Origin of the sequence: Borborobacter arsenicus (genome assembly GCF_003934165.1) — a bacterium.
GTDB classification, from domain to species: Bacteria; Pseudomonadota; Alphaproteobacteria; order Rhizobiales; family Rhizobiaceae; genus Pseudaminobacter; species Pseudaminobacter arsenicus.
This window is the reverse complement of sequence record NZ_RKST01000019.1, coordinates 66509-86637: the sequence shown is the minus strand read 5'-3', so window position 1 is coordinate 86637 and position 20129 is coordinate 66509. Positions and strand designations below refer to the sequence as shown.

Genomic DNA, 20129 nt, shown 5'->3' with positions numbered 1-20129 from the left:
GTAGGGCCTGATCGGAGCGCACGATATCCTTCTTCCGTCCTATTCCGCCGTGCCCTCCTCATATTCGGCCGAAAGCTCAAGCCATTTTTCCTCATGACCGGCAAGGGTGGCACCCAGCTGCGAGCGCTCCTTGGCCAGCTGTGTGGCGGCGGCAGGGTCCTTCTCGTAAAGGGTCGGATCGGCAAGCTGGTCCTCGATGCCGTCGATGCGCTTGCGGATGCGGTCCATCAGCGCTTCCGTCGCCCTTATTTCCTTGGCCACCGGCTCCATGGCGGCGCGGCGCTGGGCCGCTTCGCGACGGCGATCGGCCTTGGAAGCCTTTTCCGCCTCGCGCCGTTCCCTGCGGTCGACCGAAACCCCGGTCACCAGCTGACGATAATCGTCCAGGTCACCGTCATAGGGGTTCACCTGCCCGTCCTTCACCAGCCACAGCCGGTCGGCCGTCGCCTCCAGCAGATGGCGGTCGTGCGAAATCAGGATCACCGCGCCGGGAAACTCGTTCAGCGCATGGATCAGCGATTCGCGGCTGTCGATATCCAGATGGTTGGTCGGTTCGTCGAGGATGAACAGGTTCGGCCCGTCGAAGGCCGAAAGCCCCATCAGCAGCCGTGCCTTCTCGCCGCCGGAAAGGTCCTTGGCGGCGGTGTTCATCTTCTCCGTCGCCAGACCGAACTGCGCGACCTTGCCCCGCACCTTCGATTCCGGCGCATCCGGCATCAGCCGGCGCACATGCTCATAGGCGTTTTCCTCCGGCCGCAGATCGTCCAACTGGTGCTGGGCGAAGATCGCAACCTTTAGACCCGGTGCAATGGTCATCGTGCCGGTTTCGGCCTTCAGCCTGCCGGAGAGAAGCTTGGCGAAAGTCGACTTGCCGTTGCCATTGGCGCCAAGCAGGGCGATGCGGTCGTCGGCATCGATGCGCAACGACATCTTTTTCAGGATGGCCTTGCCCGGCTCGTAGCCGACCTCGACCCGGTCGAGCGCCACGATGGGCGAAGCCACGGTCTTTACTGGCTCGGGGAAATGGAACGGCCGGACATGATCGTCCACCAGCGCCGAAATAGGCTTCATGCGCTCCAGCGCCTTGATGCGCGACTGCGCCTGGCGTGCCTTGGAAGCCTTGGCACGGAAGCGATCGACGAAGGACTGCAGATGCTTGCGCGCCGCTTCCTGCTTGACGCGGCCTTTTTCCTGCAACTCCCGCTGTTCGGAAAGCTGCCGCTCGAACTGGTCATAGCCGCCGCGCCAGAAAGTCAGCGTCTTCTGGTCGAGATGCACGATCGAGTTGACCGCGCGGTTGAGCAGGTCGCGGTCGTGGCTGATCAAGAGCACGGTGTGCGGGTATTTGGCGACGTAGGTTTCCAGCCACAGCGTGCCTTCAAGGTCGAGATAGTTGGTCGGCTCGTCCAGCAGCAGCAGGTCGGGCTGCGAAAACAGCACCGCCGCCAGCGCTACGCGCATGCGCCAGCCGCCGGAAAAGGAGGATGCCGGCCGCTTCTGCGCCTCGTCGTCAAAGCCAAGGCCTGCCAGAATGGTGGCGGCGCGCGCCTCGGCCGAATGCGCGTCGATATCGGCCAGCCTGATATGGATTTCGGCGATGCGATGCGGATCGGTCGCCGTCTTTTCTTCTTCAAGCAGCGCCGCACGCTCCGTATCGGCCTTCAGCACGATATCGATCAGAGGCTCCTCGGTCCCCGGCGCCTCCTGCGCCACCTGGCCGATGCGCAGGCCTTTCGGCAGGCTGACCGAGCCTGTTTCAGAAGGCATGTCACCCGTGATTGCGCGAAACAGCGTCGTCTTGCCGGTGCCGTTACGGCCGACAAGCCCCGCCTTCGTGCCCGCTGGCAGCGTCAGCGAAGCGTGGTCTAGCAGCAGGCGCCCGGCAATGCGCAGAGAAAGGTCATTGATCATCAGCATGTGCCGGCTTTTGCACTGGACCGTTGCGGATCGCAAGGGGCGGGCGGCCACGATCGGCGCCTGGCCGCCTTGTACCGCAGCATTTGGCCCATATATTCTGCAGACCTTCCAACGGCCGCCTTGGTCAAACCTCTCAGCGATTCCCCATGCAGCCGATCATCTCCGTTTCGAACCTGTCGAAGACCTATGCCACCGGCTTCCGTGCCCTAAAAAACATCAATCTCGATATCAATCGCGGCGAGATCTTCGCGCTGCTCGGCCCCAACGGCGCCGGCAAGACCACGCTGATCGGCATCATCTGCGGCATAGTCAACCCAAGCGAAGGCAAGGTCACGGCTGACGGCCACGACATCATCCGCGACTACCGGCAGGCTCGTTCCCGGATCGGCCTCGTACCGCAGGAACTGACCACGGATGCGTTCGAAACGGTATGGGCGACCGTCAGCTTCAGCCGCGGCCTGTTCGGCAAGAAGGCGGACCCTGCCTATGTCGAAAAGATCCTGCGCGACCTGTCGCTGTGGGACAAGAAAGACAGCAAGCTGATCACGCTGTCTGGCGGCATGAAGCGTCGCGTCATGATCGCCAAGGCGCTGTCGCACGAACCGCAGATCCTGTTTCTCGACGAGCCGACAGCCGGCGTGGACGTGGAATTGCGGCGCGACATGTGGGAGGTCGTGCGCTCGCTGCGCGACACGGGCGTCACCATCATCCTGACCACGCATTATATCGAGGAGGCCGAGGAGATGGCCGACCGGGTCGGCGTCATCAGCCATGGCGAGATCATCCTGGTCGAGGACAAGGCCGAACTGATGCGCAAGCTCGGCCGCAAGCAGCTCAGGCTACAACTGCTCAATCCGCTCGACGCCGTTCCCGCGTCGCTGGGTACATATGGGATGGAACTGGCCGATGGCGGGCGCGAGCTGGTCTACACCTATGACACTGCCGGCGAGCGAACCGGTATCACCAGCCTGCTGCAGGACCTCAACGAAAGCGGAATCCGCTTCAAGGACCTCCAGACGCATCAAAGCTCGCTGGAAGAGATTTTCGTCAGCCTGGTGAGGAAACAGCCATGAACTACCGGGCGATGCGATCGATCTATCTGTTCGAAATGGCGCGCACCTGGCGCACGCTGCTGCAAAGCATCGTCTCGCCGGTCATCTCTACCTCGCTCTATTTCGTCGTGTTCGGCGCGGCCATCGGCTCGCGCATCGAGGAGATCGACGGGGTGAGCTACGGCGCCTTCATCGTGCCGGGGCTGATCATGCTCTCGCTTCTGACGCAGAGTATCTCCAACGCCTCCTTCGGCATTTATTTCCCGAAATTCACCGGTACCATCTATGAAATCCTGTCGGCGCCGGTGTCCTTCCTGGAAATCACCGCGAGCTATGTCGGCGCCGCGGCGTCAAAATCGATCATCCTCGGGCTGATCATCCTGGCGACGGCAGCACTGTTCGTGCCGCTCCACATCGCCCATCCGTTCTGGATGCTGCTGTTCCTGGTGCTGACGGCCGTCACCTTCAGCCTGTTCGGCTTCATCATCGGCATCTGGGCCGACGGCTTCGAAAAGCTGCAACTGGTGCCGCTCTTGATCGTAACGCCGCTGACCTTCCTCGGTGGCAGTTTCTATTCGATCAACATGCTGCCGCCCTTCTGGCAGAAGGTGACGCTGTTCAATCCTGTGGTCTATCTGGTCAGCGGCTTTCGCTGGAGTTTCTTCGGCATCGCCGATGTCAGCGTCGGCATCAGCCTTGGCATGACGCTGGTATTCCTGGCGGTCTGCCTTTGCATCGTCGCCTGGATCTTCAAGACGGGTTATCGGCTCAAGACCTAGGTGTTGAGCCGATCAGGCGTAGGCCTTGCCCTCGGTGCGCTGGAAATAGATCAAGTCCAGCACCACCGATGGCCTGCCCAGAACGGTCAGGATCATGTGCGCCTGTCCGCGATGATGGGTCTGGTGGTTGAAGAAATGATCGAGTGCCGGCGCCAGGCGTTGCGAGATCGTGCGCATGTCGGTCACCGTCATATAGGAGAAACGCCCGGCCAGCGCCTTGTCGCTGAGGCCCTCCACCCAATTCAGAATCCGCCTGTCCTCCGCCTCGCGTGCCAGGCGCAGCTTGCCGAAATCGGCATGGATGATCGTGTCGAGCGCGGCGGGCGCATCGCCCTCGCCGGTAAAGCGCTTCATCCAGATACGGTCGGCAGTGAGGACATGGTTCAACGTGCCCACCATAGACTTGAAGAACGCCCCCGTATCACGGGTGAATTCTTCCGCCGAAAGTGTTGCGGCAGCATCGTAGATGCGCGCATTGGCCCAGCGATTATATGCCGCCAGCATCATGAAATGCTGCTTCATGGACTTTCCTTCGAGATACAAAGCGCAGACTATGGCGCTCTTTCTAACCACATCGGAAAGAAGCGCAAATGACCATTCTGCTCTACGACCTTGTCGGCAGCGATCCCGCCCGGCCCTTCAGCCCGCATTGCTGGAAGGCAGCGATGGCGCTGGCCCATAAGGGGCTCGATTTCAAAAGCGTGCCGACACGCTTTCTTGAGGTACCGAAGGTGGAAGACAGTGCGTCGAAAACCATTCCGGTGATCCGCGACGGCGGCAAGGTGGTGGCCGATTCCTTCGCCATCGCGCTCTATCTGGAAGATGCCTATCCTGACCGGCCGACGCTGTTCGGCGGCGAAGGCGGCAAGGCAATGGCGCGCTTCATCGAGCGCTGGTCGCAGATGACGCTGCATCCCTATCTCGGCGCGGCCGTGCTCATGGAAATCCACGCGCGGCAGGACGAAGCCAACAAGGTCTATTTCCGCCAAAGCCGCGAGGCGCGCTACGGCAAGCAGCTGGAGGACGTGCCGGCCGGCCGCGACAGCGGGCTTGCCGCTTTCCGTGCATCGCTGGAGCCGCTGCGCAGCATGCTCAGCTACCAGCCCTTCATTGGCGGGCAGACGCCGCTCTATCCGGACTATATCGTCTTCGGCGCATTCCAGTGGGTGCGCGTCACCTCGCCTTTCGCTTTCCTCGCCCCCGACGATCCCGTCAACGGTTGGTTCGAGCGCTGTCTCGACCTTTACGACGGGCTGGGCCGCAGGGTCGAAGCCGCATAGGCAACAGATGACCGTTGGGTATTGGCAATGTGGCGGCGCGCCTGTATAGGGTCCGCCACACATTCTTTCCCCAATTTCAGAAGGACCTACCATGGCGATCGAACGCACGTTTTCGATGATCAAGCCGGACGCAACGCGCCGCAACCTTACCGGCGCCATCACCAAGATGCTGGAAGATGCCGGCCTGCGCGTCGTCGCGTCCCGCCGCGTCTGGATGAGCCGCCGCGAAGCCGAAGGCTTCTACGCCGTCCACAGGGAACGCCCCTTCTTTGGCGAGTTGGTCGAGTTCATGTCCTCCGGCCCGACCATCGTCCAGGTGCTGGAAGGCGAGAACGCGATCGCCAAGAACCGCGAAGTGATGGGTGCCACCAATCCGGCCCAGGCCGCCGAGGGCACCATCCGCAAGGTGCATGCGCTGTCGATCGGTGAGAATTCCGTCCACGGTTCGGATGCCCCGGAAACCGCGGCCGAGGAAATCCGCTACTGGTTCTCCGACACCGAGATCGTCGGCTGAGAATTTGAGTCGCCTTTCAGGCGCAAACGATTGATTTAAAAAGAAAGGCCGGGGTCAACGCCCCGGCCTTTCTGCTTTTGGGCCTGCCCTCACCCTTTCGTGAGACGCACCAGTTCCTTGCCGTCCTTGTCGGCCAGCACCAGCCTGCCACCTTCGATGCGATAGCCCTCGACCTCCTTCAGCGCGGCGAAAAACCGTCCCTCCTGGTCCATCGCCGCCTGTTCGCAAGCCATAAGGGTCGCGCGCATATTGCCAAAGGAGATCTTTTCGCCCTCAACCTTCGCTGGGCCACCATAGCCGTTGCAGCCGCCACGGCCGCTGACCTGTCCGTCCGCCTCGATCTTTAGCGTCGACTTCACGCCACCCGCCGCCGGTTTGCCCTCGATTGCTTCCACGATCCACTCGACGTCGAATATCCCGGACGTGGAGGGATCGCTCGGTTCTCCCTGTGCCACGCGCTTGACCAACACGGTCTGCGGCTCGGTCGTCGCCAGTGGATCCACCTCATGGCGGGTGTCGGTGATGAACCAGAGCTGATCCTCCACCGTGATGCGCGCCTGTAGGGCATAGCTCATCTTCGGCTGGATGACCGACGCGTCGAAGCGAAGCTCGAATTTGATCGGCACCTGCCCGGCGGGATCGACCGTCTGCTCGGCAATGATGGCCGCAGGTGCGTCGGCCAGCGAAACGTCGGCCAGTTGCACCGCCATGACCGCATTCGGCGGCAGTGCGATGCGCTCACGATAGAGCACTTCGCCGGAAATCACCTTTTCCTCAGCCAAGGCATTGCCCGGCAACAGCACCGCAGCAACCATCAAGGGTGCCAGTCCAAAGATCAGGAATTCCGAAAGCCTGCCGAGCATCGGTCAAATCTCCATTGTTTTGAAGATCTTGCAGCAGGAGATTGCGGTTGTTCAATGGCGGTGGACGTTTTGCTGCCGGCGCAATAGGACGGTTCCGCCCTTTCGGTCGGACGCTCTATCGCGCCCAGCGAGCAGCCGCCTCATCGTCTTCTTCCTTGGCATCGACCCAATCGCCGGCCGAGCCATCCGCACGATGCTCCTTCTTCCAGAAGGGCGCGCGCGATTTCAGATAGTCCATCAGGAAGCTGGCCGCCTCGAAGGCAGCCTGGCGGTGGGTGGAGGCCGTCACCACCAGAACGATGTTGTCGCCCGGCGCCATCTTGCCGAAACGGTGGATGGCCGTCAGTCCGCACAGGTTCCAGCGCTCAAGCGCTTCATTGGCGATGCGCGCGATCTCGGCCTTGGCCATGCCGGGATAGTGTTCGAGTTCCAGGGCCGAAAGCGCGCCGGCCTCATCGCGGCACAGGCCGATGAAATTGACCACCGCTCCGACATTGGTCTGCCCCGTGGTCAGGCGCGCAATCTCGGCGGCAACGTCGAAGTCCTCGCGCTGGATGCTGACATAGGGCTCGACCGAAGCAGTCATGGCCTCAGCCCCCGGTCATCGGCGGGAACAGCGCGATCTCACGCGCGCCCGCTATCTTCTCCCGGTGGTCCACATGCTCATGATTGATGGCGACGCGGATCACTTCGGGATATTGCAGGGCGTTTTCATATTCCTCGCCCCGGCCTTTAAGCCAGGTCAGCAGATCGGCCACCGTTTCCACCTCGGCGGGAAGCGCCACGTCTTCTTCCTGCCTGCCGATCCGCTCGCGGACCCAGGCGAAATAAACCAGTCTGGTCGGATGCTCGTTCATTCGTCGATAATATGCTTTACGCCGGCCCGAAAATAGTCATAGCCGGTATACAGCGTAACAATAGCCGAAATCCATAGAAGCGTTATGCCCACATTGGTCCAATAGGGCACGATCTTGTCGCCGGCCGGCCCCAGCAGCAGGAAGGCGATCGCCACCATCTGGATAGTGGTCTTCCATTTGGCCAGTTGCGTCACCGGCACGCTGACCTTCAAGGCCGCCAGATATTCGCGCAGGCCCGAAACCAGGATTTCGCGGCACAGGATGATGATTGCCGCCCACAGCGTCCAGCCGGCTATGGTGCGATCGGTGTCGGCAGCCAGAAGCAGCAGGCAGGTCGCTACCAGAAGCTTGTCGGCGATCGGGTCGAGCATGCGGCCGATATTGGAGGTCTGCTGCCAGGCCCGCGCCAGATAGCCGTCGAAATAGTCGGTAATGCTTGCCGCCAGGAAGATCGCCAGCGCAGAATAGCGGGCAAAGTCGCTGGAGCGTAGACGGCCCTCAAGAAAAAAGCACAGCACGATCAGCGGCACAGCAAGAATGCGTGCGTAGGTCAGCATGTTGGGAAGATTGAAAGCGCGCTTGGCCATTTTGATCCGTGACCGTTTTATCTTTCGTACTCAAATCAGAACCCGACGTAGGGGGTCAACTATGGGAAATTGATGGCCCAGCAAATTTTTTGGCCGCTAACGGCTAATTTTCGTGAAAATGATTGTAAACGAGACGTGCAACATGCTCCGAAATGCCATCCACAGCCACCAGATCCTCTATAGCCGCCCGGCTGACTGCCTTGGCCGTGCCAAAGTGAAGCAGCAACGCGCGCTTGCGGCCCGGCCCGATGCCGCTGATCTCGTCGAGCGGATTGCGAACCATTTCCTTCTTGCGCCGCGCCCGGTGCGAGCCGATGGCGAAGCGATGAGCCTCGTCGCGCAACCTCTGCACGAAATAGAGCACGGGGTCGCGGATCGGCAGCGAGAATGAGGGCTTGCCTTCGACGAAGAACCGCTCGCGGCCGGCTTCGCGGTCCTGACCCTTGGCAACGCCGATCGCGGTGACCCGGTCGGCAATGCCAAGCTGGTCGAGAATAGCGCGCACCGCCGTCATCTGGCCCTGCCCGCCATCGATGAAGATCACATCCGGCCAAGCTGGAAAGGCCGAACCGCCGCTCTCCTCCTCCGCCTCGTTCCCATTCACCTCCGGTGCGGCATGCTCCTTCAGCAGCCGGGAAAAGCGCCGTTCCATGACCTCGCGCATCATGCCGAAATCGTCGCCGGGCGTGATCTCGGTCGAGCGGATGTTGAACTTGCGATACTGGTTCTTCACGAAGCCTTCCGGCCCGGCCACGATCATTGCGCCCACCGCATTGGTGCCCATGATGTGGGAATTATCATAGACCTCGATACGGGTCGGGGTCTTTTCCAGCCCGAAGGTCTCGGCCAGGCCGGCCAGCAGTCGCGCCTGGGTGGAGGTTTCGGCCAGCCGCCGCCCCAGCGCCTCGCGGGCGTTTTGCGCTGCGTGATCGACCAGATCCTTCTTCTCGCCCCGGCGCGGCACCGCAATCGCCACCTTTTGACCGGCACGCGTGGACAGCGCCTCGCACAAAAGATCCTGTTCCTCCACCGCGTGCGATAGCAGGATCAGGCGCGGTGACGGTTTGTCGTCATAGAACTGCGCCAAGAACGATCCCAGCACCTCGCCCGCTTCAAGAGCCGGATCGGCCTTCGGGAAATAGGCGCGGTTGCCCCAGTTCTGCCCGGTGCGGAAGAAGAACACCTGGATGCAGATATGCCCGCCTTCCTGATGGATGGCGAAGACGTCCGCCTCCTGTGTCGCCTGCGGGTTGATTCCCTGATGGCTCTGCACATGCGACAGGGCTGACAGCCGGTCGCGATAGATCGCGGCACGCTCGAAATCGAGTTCCTCGGCTGCCTCCTGCATGGCAGCCGAAATCTCGGTCTTCACCTTCTGGCTGCGGCCTGAAAGGAAATCCTTCGCCTCGTCCACCAGCGCGGCATAGTCCGCCGCCGAAATTTCACCGGTACACGGCGCCGAGCAGCGCTTGATCTGATAGAGCAGGCACGGCCTTGTGCGGCTCTCGAAGACCGAATCGGTGCAGGTGCGCAGCAGAAAGGCGCGCTGCAGCGAATTGATGGTGCGATCGACCGCGCCAGCCGAGGCGAAGGGGCCGAAATAGTCGCCCTTGCGTGAGCGCGCACCACGATGCTTGAAAATGCCGGGCGACGGGTGGTCGCCGGTCAGCAGAATATAGGGAAACGACTTGTCGTCGCGCAAAAGCACGTTGAATCGCGGCCGCAGGCGCTTGATAAGATTGGCCTCAAGCAGCAACGCCTCGATTTCGGTGCGGGTGACGACGAACTCCATCGTCGCCGTTTCGCGCACCATGCGGCCGATGCGCATGGTGTGGAAGCGCCCCTGCGCATAGCTGGTGACGCGCTTTTTCAGGCTGCGCGCCTTGCCGACATAGAGCACGTCGCCGGCTGCATTCATCATGCGATAGACACCCGGCGCGTTGGGGAGGCGCTTGACCAGCGCCTGGATCACCTTGGCGCCGTCCGGCTGATCACCATCGGCGGCCGGCGGTGTCCAGTCGACGGCGGTGAAGGCCGCGTCCGATACCGAAGGCGTCGCGGGGTCGACGGTCGGCTCCTCATCCTGCTCGACCTCATGACCAGGCATGAAGCCGGCAATATCGTCTCCGGCTGCCATCGATCCGCGTCGCAGCCTGGAATTGGGGTCCTTGGGGCTCATTCCAACATGCCTGTCACATCCGGCGTCTGCCATGCAAGATGCTGGCCGCCATCAAGTGCGATCATCTGGCCGGTCACCGAACGCTGCTCCCATAGATAGCGGATGGTTGCGCCAAAATCGGCAAGCTGCGGGCCGCGGCCGAGAATCAGGCCCTCCACCTGCGCTGTGAAATCGCTTGCATCCTGCCTTGCATTCGCAAGCGTCGGCCCCGGCGCGATGGCGTTGACGCGAATCCTCGGCGCCAGCGCCTGCGCCATCGTTTGTGTCGCCGCCCACAGCGCGGATTTGGACAGTGCATAAGAAAAGAACATGGGTGTCGGCTTCCACACCCTTTGGTCCACGAGATTGACCACCAATCCCTCCTGCTCGGGCGGGAGCGCTTCGGCAAATCTGCGGGTCAGGAGCGCCGGCGCCTTCAAATGAACGGCAAAATGCCGGTCCCAGGTAGCCCAGTCGAAGTCGCCGAGCTGGTCGGGCTCGAACACCGACGCATTGTTGACCAAGAGCCCGATCGGCCCGATCTCGGCCATCGCCTGCGCGACCAGCCCGTCAACGGCCTGGGTGTCGGTCAGGTCGGCCTGCACCACGCTTGCGCGGCCACCGGCCTGCCGAATCGATTGCACCACCGCATCGGCTTCCACGCGCGAGCTATTGCAATGGATGGCCACGGCAAATCCGTGGCCGGCAAGGTCTTCGACGATGGCCCTGCCCACTCTTTTGGCGCCGCCCGTCACCAGAGCCGTCCGGCCGGGGTTCGTCATCTGTCCACCCTTCATTTTGCAAGCGGCCGTGGATCAATCCGCCGGCTACCCATCGTTAATTTCCGTTCGTCGATTTGGCTGCATTGTGGCAAGGCGCCCGAAAACGCGCCAGATCCGGCAGGAAACCATCGCGGACAGCTCCCATATAGGGTCTAAAATCCCTTATACCAAGCGACCTTAGCCAAATGTCGGCCAACGTCGTCGCCATTTCTGTTGCGCAAGTGCAACGTCAAGTTTCCGCCACATTTCGGCCAGCTAAAGACCCAACTTCAGGTGCGCTCCAGCCGCAATTCGACATGACATTGGGAACCGTCAGGCACCCAGCCCGTTATTCCTCCCAGCGGGATTAGGGATGCCCCCACAGAAGTTTTCAAGTGCTGTGGCTTAAGGAGTAGAGAAAAATGGAAGCCAATTTGAAATTTGCGCGCCCCTTTGCGGTTGCGCTCGGGCTCATCGCCCTTGCCGGCGTTGTCCCTGCCAATGCGGCCGATGTCGTCATGGAAGAGCCGCCGGCACCTGCGGCACCGATGGAAGTACCTCCGCTTAACACCTGGTCCGGCCCCTATGCCGGTGTAACCCTTGGTTACGGCTTTTCCGGCGAGGCTGAAGAGCCGGGCAACACGATCGAAACCGATGGCTTTGTCGGCACCGGTTTCGCCGGTTACAACTGGCAGTCGGACAACTTCGTGGCCGGCGTTGAAGCCGATATCGGCTACGGCGACTTCAGCGGCGATAACGCCGGCACCACGGTTGACGGCGGTGCGAACGGCTCGCTGCGTGGCCGTCTTGGCTATGCGATAACGCCGGACATTCTGCCCTACATCACGGCCGGTGGCGCTGCGCAGAGCCTGAAGGTTACCCAGGGCGGCATCAGCGACCGCAACACGATGTTCGGCTGGACCGCTGGCGTCGGCACCGACGTCAAGATCACCGACCAGGTGTTCGGCCGCGTCGAATATCGCTACACCGACTATGGCAGCGAAGACTTCACCACGGGTATCGGCACCCGCGAAGTCGATGCCACGGATCATCGCATCCAGTTCGGCATCGGTATGAAGTTCTAACAATCGCCCCTAGCGGGCGGGCAGAAAAAGCCGGGTGTTCCTCACGGGATACCCGGCTTTTTCGTGTCTGCACTTAGAGCGCGATGACTTTTCCTTGAAGCGCTATCTCGCTCTAAGTCTTTATTCTTGAGGCATGATCTGGTCCGAAAAGTCTGCAACTTTTCGGGATCAAACACTTTTAGGATGGGAGGTAGGGCTTCAATTCCGGAAACTTCTCATCGAATCGCGCGGCCCAGCGCTTGAGCTTGGAGCGGCCGCGTTCCCACTTGCCGGCAAAGCGCAGGTCCATATAGCCAAGACAGGCGCGCAGCGCGATGTGGCCGGCATTGACCTTCTTGGGCAGCTTGGGTGGATTGGCATTCAACTCGTCCAGCGCGCGCACCACCTTCGACCACTGCTTTTCCAGCCACGGCTCATGGACTTTCTCCTCCGGGTGGAAGCGGCGTTCATAGACATGCGCCAGCAGGCAGTCGCAGATGCCGTCGGCCAGCGCTTCCAGCCGCTCAGCGTCGAGCCGCTTGGCCTGGTTTCGCGGAAACAGAAGATTGCCGGATACACGGTTGAGATGCTGGGTGATGGCGCGGCTGTCGAACACCGATTCGCCGTCTTCGGTGATCAATACAGGTATCTTTCCGAGCGGATTGGCATTGATGAGTTCCGCCGGCTCGGCATTGGTGTCGGTCGTGACGGCCTGAAGCGCGACACCCGCATAAGCGGCGGCCATCCGCACCTTCGCGCTGTAGGGCGATGCGGATGCATAAAGCAGTTTGGACATTCATCAGTCTCCGGGATTCAAGGCGGCGGAACCCTAGTTTCAGCGTTGCCGCAGAGCAACACCCAGTTACGGAAAAACTATCCGCCACGAACCGGGGGCATCACCACTTTGGAACGGCGGCAGGCGTGTGCATCGACTTCCGGGCAGGAGCGGAACGACAGGTCCTTGCCCATGCAGATGCGAACCTCGCGCAGATAGCGGCGATCGCAGGTCACGGCGATGCCATCCGGTCCAAGCCCCGGATTTGAATGAAGGAACGCGCCCTCCACCGCATCGGGATGGACCGATCGATAGGTCCTGAGCCGCTGGAATTCGGGCGGGATCATCACGCGCCCGCGTGCGGCCCGCAGGACATTGAAATAGTCCCGCTGCGGCAGGCCGGCGCAACTGCCGTGCTTGCGCCATTGATGGCGGATCAGGCCCGCCGAAGGCATCAGGTCGTAAAGCGTAGGCAAGGTTCCGTTGGGCACGCCCCGCTCGGCCACCGGGCAATCCTGCGGATAGCCGCGCTCGAATTGCGGCCACAAACCATGGACAACAAAGGCATAGGGCCGCCCCGTCGCACATTGCTGGCGGTTGGCAGCCTCCCCCTCCGCCTCGCAATAGCTCGGTGACCAGGACAGCGACAGGACATAGAAATCAAAGCCGCGCCCGGCTTTAGGCAGCGAATCAGCCTGAACAGCAGGTCCTGCCAGCAACAGAACGCCAAGCGCGGCCAACCGCTTTGCCCAACGCCTCATGCGTTCGGACCTGTCGCGCGCCGGAAGATCAACTGGCTCTAATGCAATACCCGGCAGCCGCCATTATAGACCATCCAGCGGTCAAAACCGGCGACGCAGAATTCGACATTGTCGCCGATGCCGACAAAGCCCATCCTGCCTTCGATCAGATACCAGATCTGGCGCTGCTGGCCATCCGAAAGGCTGGCATTCGCCGTACAATAAAGGCGCGCGATCGGATGGCGCTCCGCCACCGGCTCATAGCGGACCTGTTGGATCAGATTGAAATCCGAGATCGCCACATTGGGGAGATTAGGCACATTGCGAACCTGATAGCCAAAGCGATCGACGATCTTCGACAGGTAGCGCTGTTCCGTGCACAGGCTGGCCCCCTGGTCCGAATAGACCACCTGATCCGCCGCGAGCGACACCGCTGGCATGGCGAAAACCGACCCGGCAGCAAAAAATGCAGCCATGGCGAACTGGGCGATGCGTGACATAGTTGACCTCATGATTCATCGCTCAGCGCGACGGTTGGGTGGGCGATTGTGCTGAATGCGCAGGGCATGGTCAAGCGCCGGCGTCTTCCCTCGCCAACCAGTCCAGTGACCAAGGTGCCGCTTTTTCTTCGGAAAGCAGGTTGTGCAGGAGAGGAAAAACAGTCCTCAACTCCGCTTCCAGGGTAAATGGCGGGTTGACGACGATCATGCCGCTGCCGTCGAGACGCGGCTCGCCTGTGGCACGCCTGACCTCGAAACGGATGTTGAGGATCTTCGGGATGCCGGCCGAGGCCAGCGCCTTGTGAAAGGCGGCAACCACCGGCCGGTCCTTGATCGGATACCAAAGCGCATAGATGCCGCCGGGCCAGCGCTTCCAGGCCCTTGACAGCCGCTCGACCAGCCGGTCGAACTCGCCTGCCTGCTCGAAGGGCGGATCAACCAGCACCAGGCCGCGCTTTTCCTTCGGTGGCAGATGCGCACCCAGCGCCAGCCAGCCGTCAAGCTCGGTCACCCGCACCTGGAAATCGTCGGCAAACAGCGCCTTCAGCCGGATCACGTCTTGCGGATGCAGTTCGATCGCCGACAAGCGGTCCTGCTTTCGGAGCAGAAGGCGGGTGATAAGCGGCGAGCCCGGATAGGCAGAAAGCCCGCCATCCGGATTGACCGAGCGCACCGCATCGAGATAGGCCGCCATCAGCCCAGCCGCTTCCGGCGCGATGCTTGCGGCAAGTACCCGGCCGATGCCGTCCTGCCATTCCCCGGTCTTCTGCGCCTCCTGGCTCGACAGGTCGTAGAGGCCGATCCCGGCATGGGTATCGATTACCCGAAACGCCTTGTCCTTGCGCTTCAGATATTCGACCAGCCGCGCCAGCACGACATGCTTGACGACATCGGCGAAATTGCCGGCGTGATAGGCGTGGCGATAGTTCACGTCAGCTGCTCCCGCCGCCATTGCGGCCCCAGCGTGGCGGAGGCGGTTGGGAATTGGGGTTCCGCCGTTCCGATCCGCGCCGGCGCCGCATGGCGATGACAAATCCGATCACGCCGATCGCCATCAGCGAGAAGCCGATCGGCTGGGCCCTTTCATCCAGGTCGGCGGCATCGGCACGCAAGACCAGGTCGACCGCGTGCATGTCAATGCCTTCCGCATCTCCTGGCCCGAGCGTGAATGTGTAGCTGCCGCCTTGCGTATCGGCAATCACGCCGGCTTCGGCACGAAATATCTTCTCGTTGGTCTGGGGTGATTCATCGCGAACCCTCGACCCTTGGAAGGTCAGCGTATCGGCAAGCACCGTGCGCCCATCGGTTGCCGCCGTTATCGTCACCACCGTGCGCGTGCCGACCAGCGCCGGCTCACCGACCGCGGTCATGTCGACCAGGACCCGCACCGGCATGTCTGACGCATCCAGCCGTGCCATCACCGGCTTGAAGCCCGAGGCGCGGTCATAGACCCGCCATGTGCCTATCTCATGGCCCGAGAAATTGTTGACGAACCACGGGTAGAAGACACCCATTGCAGCGCCGGCGAGGAGAACAAGAAGGAAAAGAAAGCGCATCAGCAAATCCGTCTACGGCCAATGGGGCGCAGCTTTCTGTCCGAATTCCTGCAAAAGCAAGATGGAGCGTGCTTCACGGCATCCAATCGAAACGGAAAACCGTGCGCGTAACCTACGCCTTGCGCTCCCAGCGCCGGTCGGAGGTCTGTTGCCAATAGGTGACCGTATGGCCGGCTGCCTTCGTGACCTTCCAATGCTCGCGCGCGGCCTCAAGCTGGGCCGCGTCATGGCCGTCGAACATGAAAACGGCGCGCTCATAAGGGCCGAGATCGGGCGGGTTTGCCCCGTCGACCAGAAACCGCACCTGCGCCTCGTTGCGGTTTTCAATCGAAGTGGTCAGCAGGATCGGCTGCTCTGCCGCATGGGGTTCGCCGTCCGGCCCGTGCGCGAGGAAAGAGTCGTCGCGGAAGGTCCACAGATGCGCATCCAGCGCATCCCGACGCTCGTCGCTGCCAGCCTGCACCACCACCCGCCAGCCACGCTGCACGCTGCGTTCGAGCAGGCCGGGCAGCGCATCCTCCAGCGTGGATTCCGTCAGGTGGTAGAACAGCACATCGGTCATTGCGCCGGCATCAGCCTTCGTAGTGGTCACGCACGAGCTGGTCGAGCAGCCGCACGCCGAAGCCCGAGCCCCAGGACTGGTTGATCTCGTTTGCCGGCGAACCCATGGCAGTGCCGGCTATGTCGAGATGTGCCCAGGGCGTGTCCTTGACGAAGCGGTGCAGAAACTGCGCCGCAGTGATCGCTCCGCCGAAGCGGCCGCCGATATTCTTCATGTCGGCATTCTTGGAATCGAGCAGCTTGTCATATTCGCTGCCCATCGGCATGCGCCACAGCTTCTCCTGCGTCGTCAGCCCCGCCTGCGTCAGCCGCTCTGACAATTCGTCATCGTTGGAGAAGAGCCCGGCATGGATCTGACCGAGCGAAACCATGATCGCCCCGGTCAGCGTCGCCAGATTGACCATGAATTTCGGCTGGAAACGGTCGTTGCAGTACCAGAGCGCATCGGCCAGCACCAGGCGGCCTTCGGCATCGGTGTTGAGCACTTCGATGGTCTGGCCCGACATGGAGGTGACGATGTCGCCGGGGCGCTGGGCCGCGCCATCGACAGCGTTTTCCACAAGGCCGATGATGCCGACGGCGTTCACCTTGGCCTTGCGTCCGGCAAGCGCATGCATCAGCCCGGTCACGGCGGCCGCCCCGCCCATGTCGCCCTTCATGTCTTCCATGCCGGAGGCCGGCTTCATCGAATTACCGCCCGTATCGAAGGTCACGCCCTTGCCGACGAAGGCGACAGGCTTGTCCTTTGCCTTGCCACCGTTCCACTGCATGACCACCAGGCGCGCACCGCGCGGCGAGCCTTGCGCCACGCCCAGAAGCGCACCCATGCCGAGCTTCTTCATTTCCTTTTCGGTCAACACCTCGACCTTGACACCTAGCTGCTCAAGCTCCTTGGCGTGGGCGGCAAACTCTACCGGCCCGAGCGCATTGGCCGGTTCATTGACCAGGTCACGTGCGAGCGTCACGCCATCCACGACTGCCTTGGCATTGGCGAAAGCCTTCTTGGCGCCTGCCGGATCGGAACAGTGGATGGTGATCTTTGCCGGCTTCGAAGGCTCCTTGCCGTTCGCTTCGTCCTTCCTGGTCTTGTATTTGTCGAAGGAATAGCTGCGCAGGAGAATGCCGGATGCAAGCTGCGCCGCCTCGGCCCCACCGAGCTTGGCCCCATCAAGCTCGGCGACCACGGAGACGTCTGTCGCCTTGCGCAGTTGTGCGGCAACAACGCCGCCAAGCTTGAGCCAGGCATGATCGTTGAGATCAGATCCCTTGCCGGCGCCCAGCGCGACCAGCCGGTCGAGCGGTGAACCTTGCGGCGCCAATACGTCCACCACGCTGCCGAACTTGCCCGTGAAGTCTGCCACCGGAAAGGCGCGCTCGAACGTGCCGGCCGGATCGCAGGCCCGCGCCTGTTCGCTCAATCCCCCGCCCTCGGCTACAAGCACGAATGCGACCCCCTTCTTGGGCGCAGCAAATTTGGCAAAGCTGATGGTAGGGGTCGAAGTCATGGAAGCCTGCTTTCGGATGATGCTAAGTGTGCGGTGTCGCGCGCGACCTTTCGTCCTTTTACGGCATTTGGCAAGACGCAAGCATGCGCGGCCGGTCTTTTGCCGCATTTCAGCGGGCTGAATGTCGCCACGCGGCATCCTGCGTTGCATCGCCATTAACGAGCGGTTAACCAGCTTTTTTGGCGTTTTCTTAGCCAATCCTGACGAGACTCCTCGATGCATCAAAAAGGCGAGACGGGACGGGAACCAGGTCAAGCCGGTTGTGCTGCAGCAGCGGCGCGGATACTTTGCGGTCCACGCTGGCGATCGCATGGGCCGCTACGAGTAACAACCACAGACGGAAAAATTTGCGGCACATGAAGGTCCTTGAGCGCTACATAATGCGTCGAACCATCGAGGTCTTCCTGGCCGCGCTGTTCTGGACGTTGGCGATCGTTTGGACGACACAGGTCCTGGCCCGCGTCGATCTGGTCACCGACAGTGGCCAATCCGCCCTCACCTTCTTCGAAATCGCCACGCTCATCCTGCCATCGATCATCCCGATCGTCGTGCCTTTCGCGCTCATCATCGCGGTAGCGCAGACGCTCAGCGTCATGAACACCGATTCCGAACTCGCCGTCATCAACGCGGCGGGAAGTTCGCGGGCGATCATCGTGCGCCCGATCGTCATCCTGGCGCTTCTGGCAAGCGTGTTTTCCTTCGCCGTGGATAACGGCGTCGACCCCTATGCACGTGAGCGCGGGCGCGAATTGGTGGCGGCGGCGCGAGCCGACCTGCTGTCGCTGGTCATCCAGGAAGGGACGTTCCGCAAGGTGGATGAAGGCCTGTTCGTCCAGGTTGCCGAGCGGCTTCCGGACGGTAGGCTCGGCGGTATCTTCGTGGCCGATTCGCGGCAGGAAGGCATCGATCTGGTCTATTATGCCAAGACCGGCGCGGTCGTGCAGACCGAGGGCCGCAGCATGTTGATCATGAATGACGGCGTGGTCCACCGCAAGACGCCGGCAGGCGACGTCTCGGTGATCCGCTTCACCTCCTATGCATTCGACCTTTCGGCCTTCTCGTCGGCGGCCGAAACCGTGACCATGTTTCCCAAGGACCGCACGATCCCCTATCTCATAAACCCTGATCCCAATGACAAATTCTACCAGATAGCACCGCAAACCTTCCGCGCCGAACTGCACAGGCGCTTCACGGAATGGATCTATCCGCTCGTATTTTCTCTCATTGCACTGGCGGTTGCCGGTGGCGCCCGCTCGCATCGCGAGGGCCGCATCAATCCGCTGCTGACGGCAATCACCATCGCGCTGTTCGTGCGCTGGCTCGGATTCTTCGTGACCAACCAGGCACAGACCAATGCGCTGTTCAGCCCGCTTGCCTATGCGGTCCCGGTCGGCGCCTCGCTGGTTGCGATCGGCTTCATCCTCAGCAATCGCACGATGGAGCTGCCGCTCGCCTGGGCGGAATGGCTGGGCATGGCATGGACCCGGCTGGGCAGCGGCCTTTCGGCAATCTGGCGGCGACTCTTCAATCGCGCCGATGCCGCGGGAGGGCGTGCGTGATGGGGTGGACGCTCGGCCGCTATTTCTTCCAGCGCTATGTGGTCATCACCACGTGGTTCTTCATCGGCATTTATGCGCTCGTCTTCCTGATCGATTTCACCGAGTTCTCCAGCCGCACCTCCGGCCTGCCAAACTTCACCTTCCTGTCCGCGCTGGCGATCTCTGCGCTGCGCGTGCCGATGGTCATGCAGCAGACCGTGCCTTTCGTGGCGCTTTTTGCCGCCATGGCCACGCTGATCTCACTCAACCGCAAATATGAACTGGTCATTGCGCGTTCCGCCGGCATTTCGGCATGGCAGTTCCTGCGCCCGGCCTGCCTCGGAGCCTTGCTTTTCGGCGTGCTGACAGTCGGCGTGCTTAACCCACTGGCGGCCAACGGGCTCTCCCATTCCGAATTTCTCGAAAGCAATTTGCGCTCGGGCGATTCCAACACGGTTTCGGCCTTTGCCGCGCCCTGGATTCACCAGAAGACCAACAATTCGGACACGATCATCGGAGCCCGGGCTGTCCTCAATCGCGGCCTGGAACTCTCCGACGCCGTCTTCTTCGAACTCGACCAGGACGGCGATATCATCGAACGCAAGGACGCCAGGCGGGCTTACCTTCGCGATGGCTATTGGGAACTCAACGACGTGAAGCGCTTCCGCGGGCGCGGTCCTGCCGAGACGCTGGCCGACGACCGGGTGCCGACCAATCTGAAGCCGGAATTCGTCCAGGAACGGCTGGCGCGACCCGAGACAATCCCATTCTTCGAGCTTCCCGGCAAGATCGAGGTGGCGCGCTCCTTCGGCCTCAGGGCAAATGCCTTCGCCATGCAATTCCACTCGCTGGTGGCGCTGCCGCTGCTTCTTGTCGCAATGACCCTCATTGCCGCGACAGTTTCCATGCGCTTTGAGCGCATGGGGCAATCTTCAACGATGATTCTGGGTGGCATCCTTGCCGGCTTTCTGCTTTATGTCGTTTCAGTTTTGGTCAAAGCATTTGGGAATGCTGGATTCGTGCCACCTTTTGTTGCAGCGTGGCTTCCAGTGATAGTGGCGATGTTTTTTGGGGTGACGTTCCTTTTGTACAGAGAGGATGGCTAGTGGGGGGCGCGGCAGT

At 61.7% G+C, this 20129-nt stretch carries 22 protein-coding genes; 7 read left to right on the top strand and 15 right to left on the bottom strand.

Translation table 11 applies throughout. The features are described 5' to 3' along the window. Positions 1-39: 39 nt before the first annotated feature. Positions 40-1917 carry an ABC-F family ATP-binding cassette domain-containing protein gene (locus EET67_RS19860; RefSeq protein ID WP_128627952.1) on the bottom strand — a complete coding sequence of 626 codons (1878 nt, stop codon included), beginning with the start codon at positions 1915-1917 and terminating at the stop codon, positions 40-42. A gap of 146 nt (positions 1918-2063) precedes the next feature. Between EET67_RS19860 and EET67_RS19855 the strand changes: the two genes are divergently transcribed. Next, positions 2064-2990, top strand: a complete 927-nt coding sequence (locus EET67_RS19855) for an ABC transporter ATP-binding protein (protein ID WP_128627951.1) — start codon at positions 2064-2066, stop codon at positions 2988-2990. Beyond that, positions 2987-3748, top strand: a complete 762-nt coding sequence (locus EET67_RS19850; protein WP_128627950.1) for an ABC transporter permease — start codon at positions 2987-2989, stop codon at positions 3746-3748. The genes EET67_RS19855 and EET67_RS19850 overlap by 4 nt, the downstream gene beginning before the upstream one ends. A gap of 12 nt (positions 3749-3760) precedes the next feature. Here EET67_RS19850 and EET67_RS19845 read toward each other — a convergent pair whose 3' ends face one another. Beyond that, positions 3761-4270, bottom strand: a complete 510-nt coding sequence (locus tag EET67_RS19845) for a DinB family protein (protein WP_128627949.1) — start codon at positions 4268-4270, stop codon at positions 3761-3763. 68 nt (positions 4271-4338) lie between these two features. On the opposite strand from EET67_RS19845, the gene EET67_RS19840 reads away from it, so the two are divergent. Together EET67_RS19840 and ndk are read left to right on the top strand one after the other, a co-directional pair. After that, positions 4339-5028, top strand: coding sequence for a glutathione S-transferase family protein (locus EET67_RS19840; RefSeq protein ID WP_128627948.1), 690 nt, complete (start codon positions 4339-4341; stop codon positions 5026-5028). A gap of 91 nt (positions 5029-5119) precedes the next feature. Then, positions 5120-5542 (top strand): nucleoside-diphosphate kinase, encoded by a 423-nt coding sequence (ndk, locus tag EET67_RS19835; protein WP_128627947.1) that lies wholly within the window; start codon positions 5120-5122, stop codon positions 5540-5542. An 89-nt stretch (positions 5543-5631) separates the two neighbouring features. Here ndk and EET67_RS19830 read toward each other — a convergent pair whose 3' ends face one another. The 6 genes from EET67_RS19830 to EET67_RS19805 form a co-directional block, all read right to left on the bottom strand. Beyond that, the gene (locus EET67_RS19830; RefSeq protein ID WP_128627946.1) at positions 5632-6405 is read right to left on the bottom strand and encodes a YbaY family lipoprotein; all 774 of its coding nucleotides are present in this window, start codon (positions 6403-6405) and stop codon (positions 5632-5634) included. 115 nt (positions 6406-6520) lie between these two features. Next, positions 6521-6991, bottom strand: a complete 471-nt coding sequence (locus EET67_RS19825) for a molybdenum cofactor biosynthesis protein MoaE (protein WP_128627945.1) — start codon at positions 6989-6991, stop codon at positions 6521-6523. 4 nt (positions 6992-6995) lie between these two features. After that, the gene (gene moaD / locus EET67_RS19820; RefSeq protein WP_128627944.1) at positions 6996-7262 is read right to left on the bottom strand and encodes a molybdopterin converting factor subunit 1; all 267 of its coding nucleotides are present in this window, start codon (positions 7260-7262) and stop codon (positions 6996-6998) included. After that, positions 7259-7849, bottom strand: a complete 591-nt coding sequence (pgsA, locus tag EET67_RS19815) for a CDP-diacylglycerol--glycerol-3-phosphate 3-phosphatidyltransferase (protein ID WP_128627943.1) — start codon at positions 7847-7849, stop codon at positions 7259-7261. Before pgsA ends, moaD begins: the two co-directional genes overlap by 4 nt. 103 nt (positions 7850-7952) lie before the next feature. After that, positions 7953-10028, bottom strand: coding sequence for an excinuclease ABC subunit UvrC (gene uvrC, locus EET67_RS19810; RefSeq protein WP_128627942.1), 2076 nt, complete (start codon positions 10026-10028; stop codon positions 7953-7955). After that, complete coding sequence (locus EET67_RS19805; RefSeq protein ID WP_128627941.1) at positions 10025-10789, bottom strand: SDR family oxidoreductase; 765 nt, start codon at positions 10787-10789, stop codon at positions 10025-10027. The genes uvrC and EET67_RS19805 overlap by 4 nt, the downstream gene beginning before the upstream one ends. Positions 10790-11190: 401 nt before the next feature. Here EET67_RS19805 and EET67_RS19800 point away from each other — a divergent pair, with 401 nt between their 5' ends. Then, positions 11191-11853, top strand: a complete 663-nt coding sequence (locus tag EET67_RS19800; RefSeq protein ID WP_128627940.1) for an outer membrane protein — start codon at positions 11191-11193, stop codon at positions 11851-11853. A gap of 178 nt (positions 11854-12031) precedes the next feature. On the opposite strand, the gene EET67_RS19795 is transcribed toward EET67_RS19800, so the two are convergent. From EET67_RS19795 to EET67_RS19765, 7 genes are all read right to left on the bottom strand, one after another. After that, entirely contained in the window at positions 12032-12628 is a 597-nt protein-coding gene (locus EET67_RS19795) for a glutathione S-transferase family protein (RefSeq protein WP_128627939.1), read from the bottom strand. 77 nt (positions 12629-12705) lie between these two features. Further along, positions 12706-13368 carry a ribonuclease T2 family protein gene (locus tag EET67_RS19790; protein WP_128627938.1) on the bottom strand — a complete coding sequence of 221 codons (663 nt, stop codon included), beginning with the start codon at positions 13366-13368 and terminating at the stop codon, positions 12706-12708. A 38-nt stretch (positions 13369-13406) separates the two neighbouring features. After that, positions 13407-13847, bottom strand: coding sequence for a hypothetical protein (locus EET67_RS19785; protein WP_128627937.1), 441 nt, complete (start codon positions 13845-13847; stop codon positions 13407-13409). 70 nt (positions 13848-13917) lie between these two features. Further along, positions 13918-14778, bottom strand: coding sequence for a 23S rRNA (adenine(2030)-N(6))-methyltransferase RlmJ (locus tag EET67_RS19780; protein ID WP_128627936.1), 861 nt, complete (start codon positions 14776-14778; stop codon positions 13918-13920). A gap of 1 nt (position 14779) precedes the next feature. Beyond that, positions 14780-15403 carry a hypothetical protein gene (locus tag EET67_RS19775; protein ID WP_128627935.1) on the bottom strand — a complete coding sequence of 208 codons (624 nt, stop codon included), beginning with the start codon at positions 15401-15403 and terminating at the stop codon, positions 14780-14782. A gap of 112 nt (positions 15404-15515) precedes the next feature. Further along, positions 15516-15965 (bottom strand): DNA polymerase III subunit chi, encoded by a 450-nt coding sequence (locus EET67_RS19770; RefSeq protein WP_128627934.1) that lies wholly within the window; start codon positions 15963-15965, stop codon positions 15516-15518. 10 nt (positions 15966-15975) lie between these two features. Beyond that, positions 15976-17469 (bottom strand): leucyl aminopeptidase, encoded by a 1494-nt coding sequence (locus tag EET67_RS19765; protein ID WP_128627933.1) that lies wholly within the window; start codon positions 17467-17469, stop codon positions 15976-15978. Between the two features lie 356 nt (positions 17470-17825). Here EET67_RS19765 and lptF point away from each other — a divergent pair, with 356 nt between their 5' ends. Both lptF and lptG read left to right on the top strand, forming a co-directional pair. After that, positions 17826-19028 (top strand): LPS export ABC transporter permease LptF, encoded by a 1203-nt coding sequence (lptF, locus tag EET67_RS19760; protein WP_128627932.1) that lies wholly within the window; start codon positions 17826-17828, stop codon positions 19026-19028. Then, the gene (gene lptG, locus EET67_RS19755; protein ID WP_170313239.1) at positions 19025-20113 is read left to right on the top strand and encodes an LPS export ABC transporter permease LptG; all 1089 of its coding nucleotides are present in this window, start codon (positions 19025-19027) and stop codon (positions 20111-20113) included. The genes lptF and lptG overlap by 4 nt, the downstream gene beginning before the upstream one ends. Positions 20114-20129 lie beyond the last annotated feature (16 nt).

Excerpts from the sequence above, each read along its gene's own strand:
- EET67_RS19805 (WP_128627941.1), bottom strand. The coding sequence starts at position 10,789 with ATGACGAACCCCGGCCGGACGGCTCTGGTGACGGGCGGCGCCAAAAGA.
- pgsA (WP_128627943.1), bottom strand. The coding sequence starts at position 7,849 with ATGGCCAAGCGCGCTTTCAATCTTCCCAACATGCTGACCTACGCACGC.
- EET67_RS19850 (WP_128627950.1), top strand. The coding sequence starts at position 2,987 with ATGAACTACCGGGCGATGCGATCGATCTATCTGTTCGAAATGGCGCGC.
- EET67_RS19790 (WP_128627938.1), bottom strand. The coding sequence starts at position 13,368 with ATGAGGCGTTGGGCAAAGCGGTTGGCCGCGCTTGGCGTTCTGTTGCTG.
- EET67_RS19830 (WP_128627946.1), bottom strand. The coding sequence starts at position 6,405 with ATGCTCGGCAGGCTTTCGGAATTCCTGATCTTTGGACTGGCACCCTTG.
- EET67_RS19855 (WP_128627951.1), top strand. The coding sequence starts at position 2,064 with ATGCAGCCGATCATCTCCGTTTCGAACCTGTCGAAGACCTATGCCACC.
- EET67_RS19795 (WP_128627939.1), bottom strand. The coding sequence starts at position 12,628 with ATGTCCAAACTGCTTTATGCATCCGCATCGCCCTACAGCGCGAAGGTG.
- EET67_RS19800 (WP_128627940.1), top strand. The coding sequence starts at position 11,191 with ATGGAAGCCAATTTGAAATTTGCGCGCCCCTTTGCGGTTGCGCTCGGG.
- uvrC (WP_128627942.1), bottom strand. The coding sequence starts at position 10,028 with ATGAGCCCCAAGGACCCCAATTCCAGGCTGCGACGCGGATCGATGGCA.
- EET67_RS19765 (WP_128627933.1), bottom strand. The coding sequence starts at position 17,469 with ATGACTTCGACCCCTACCATCAGCTTTGCCAAATTTGCTGCGCCCAAG.
- ndk (WP_128627947.1), top strand. The coding sequence starts at position 5,120 with ATGGCGATCGAACGCACGTTTTCGATGATCAAGCCGGACGCAACGCGC.
- lptF (WP_128627932.1), top strand. The coding sequence starts at position 17,826 with ATGAAGGTCCTTGAGCGCTACATAATGCGTCGAACCATCGAGGTCTTC.
- EET67_RS19785 (WP_128627937.1), bottom strand. The coding sequence starts at position 13,847 with ATGTCACGCATCGCCCAGTTCGCCATGGCTGCATTTTTTGCTGCCGGG.
- EET67_RS19845 (WP_128627949.1), bottom strand. The coding sequence starts at position 4,270 with ATGAAGCAGCATTTCATGATGCTGGCGGCATATAATCGCTGGGCCAAT.
- EET67_RS19840 (WP_128627948.1), top strand. The coding sequence starts at position 4,339 with ATGACCATTCTGCTCTACGACCTTGTCGGCAGCGATCCCGCCCGGCCC.
- EET67_RS19770 (WP_128627934.1), bottom strand. The coding sequence starts at position 15,965 with ATGACCGATGTGCTGTTCTACCACCTGACGGAATCCACGCTGGAGGAT.
- moaD (WP_128627944.1), bottom strand. The coding sequence starts at position 7,262 with ATGAACGAGCATCCGACCAGACTGGTTTATTTCGCCTGGGTCCGCGAG.
- EET67_RS19775 (WP_128627935.1), bottom strand. The coding sequence starts at position 15,403 with ATGCGCTTTCTTTTCCTTCTTGTTCTCCTCGCCGGCGCTGCAATGGGT.
- EET67_RS19825 (WP_128627945.1), bottom strand. The coding sequence starts at position 6,991 with ATGACTGCTTCGGTCGAGCCCTATGTCAGCATCCAGCGCGAGGACTTC.
- EET67_RS19860 (WP_128627952.1), bottom strand. The coding sequence starts at position 1,917 with ATGCTGATGATCAATGACCTTTCTCTGCGCATTGCCGGGCGCCTGCTG.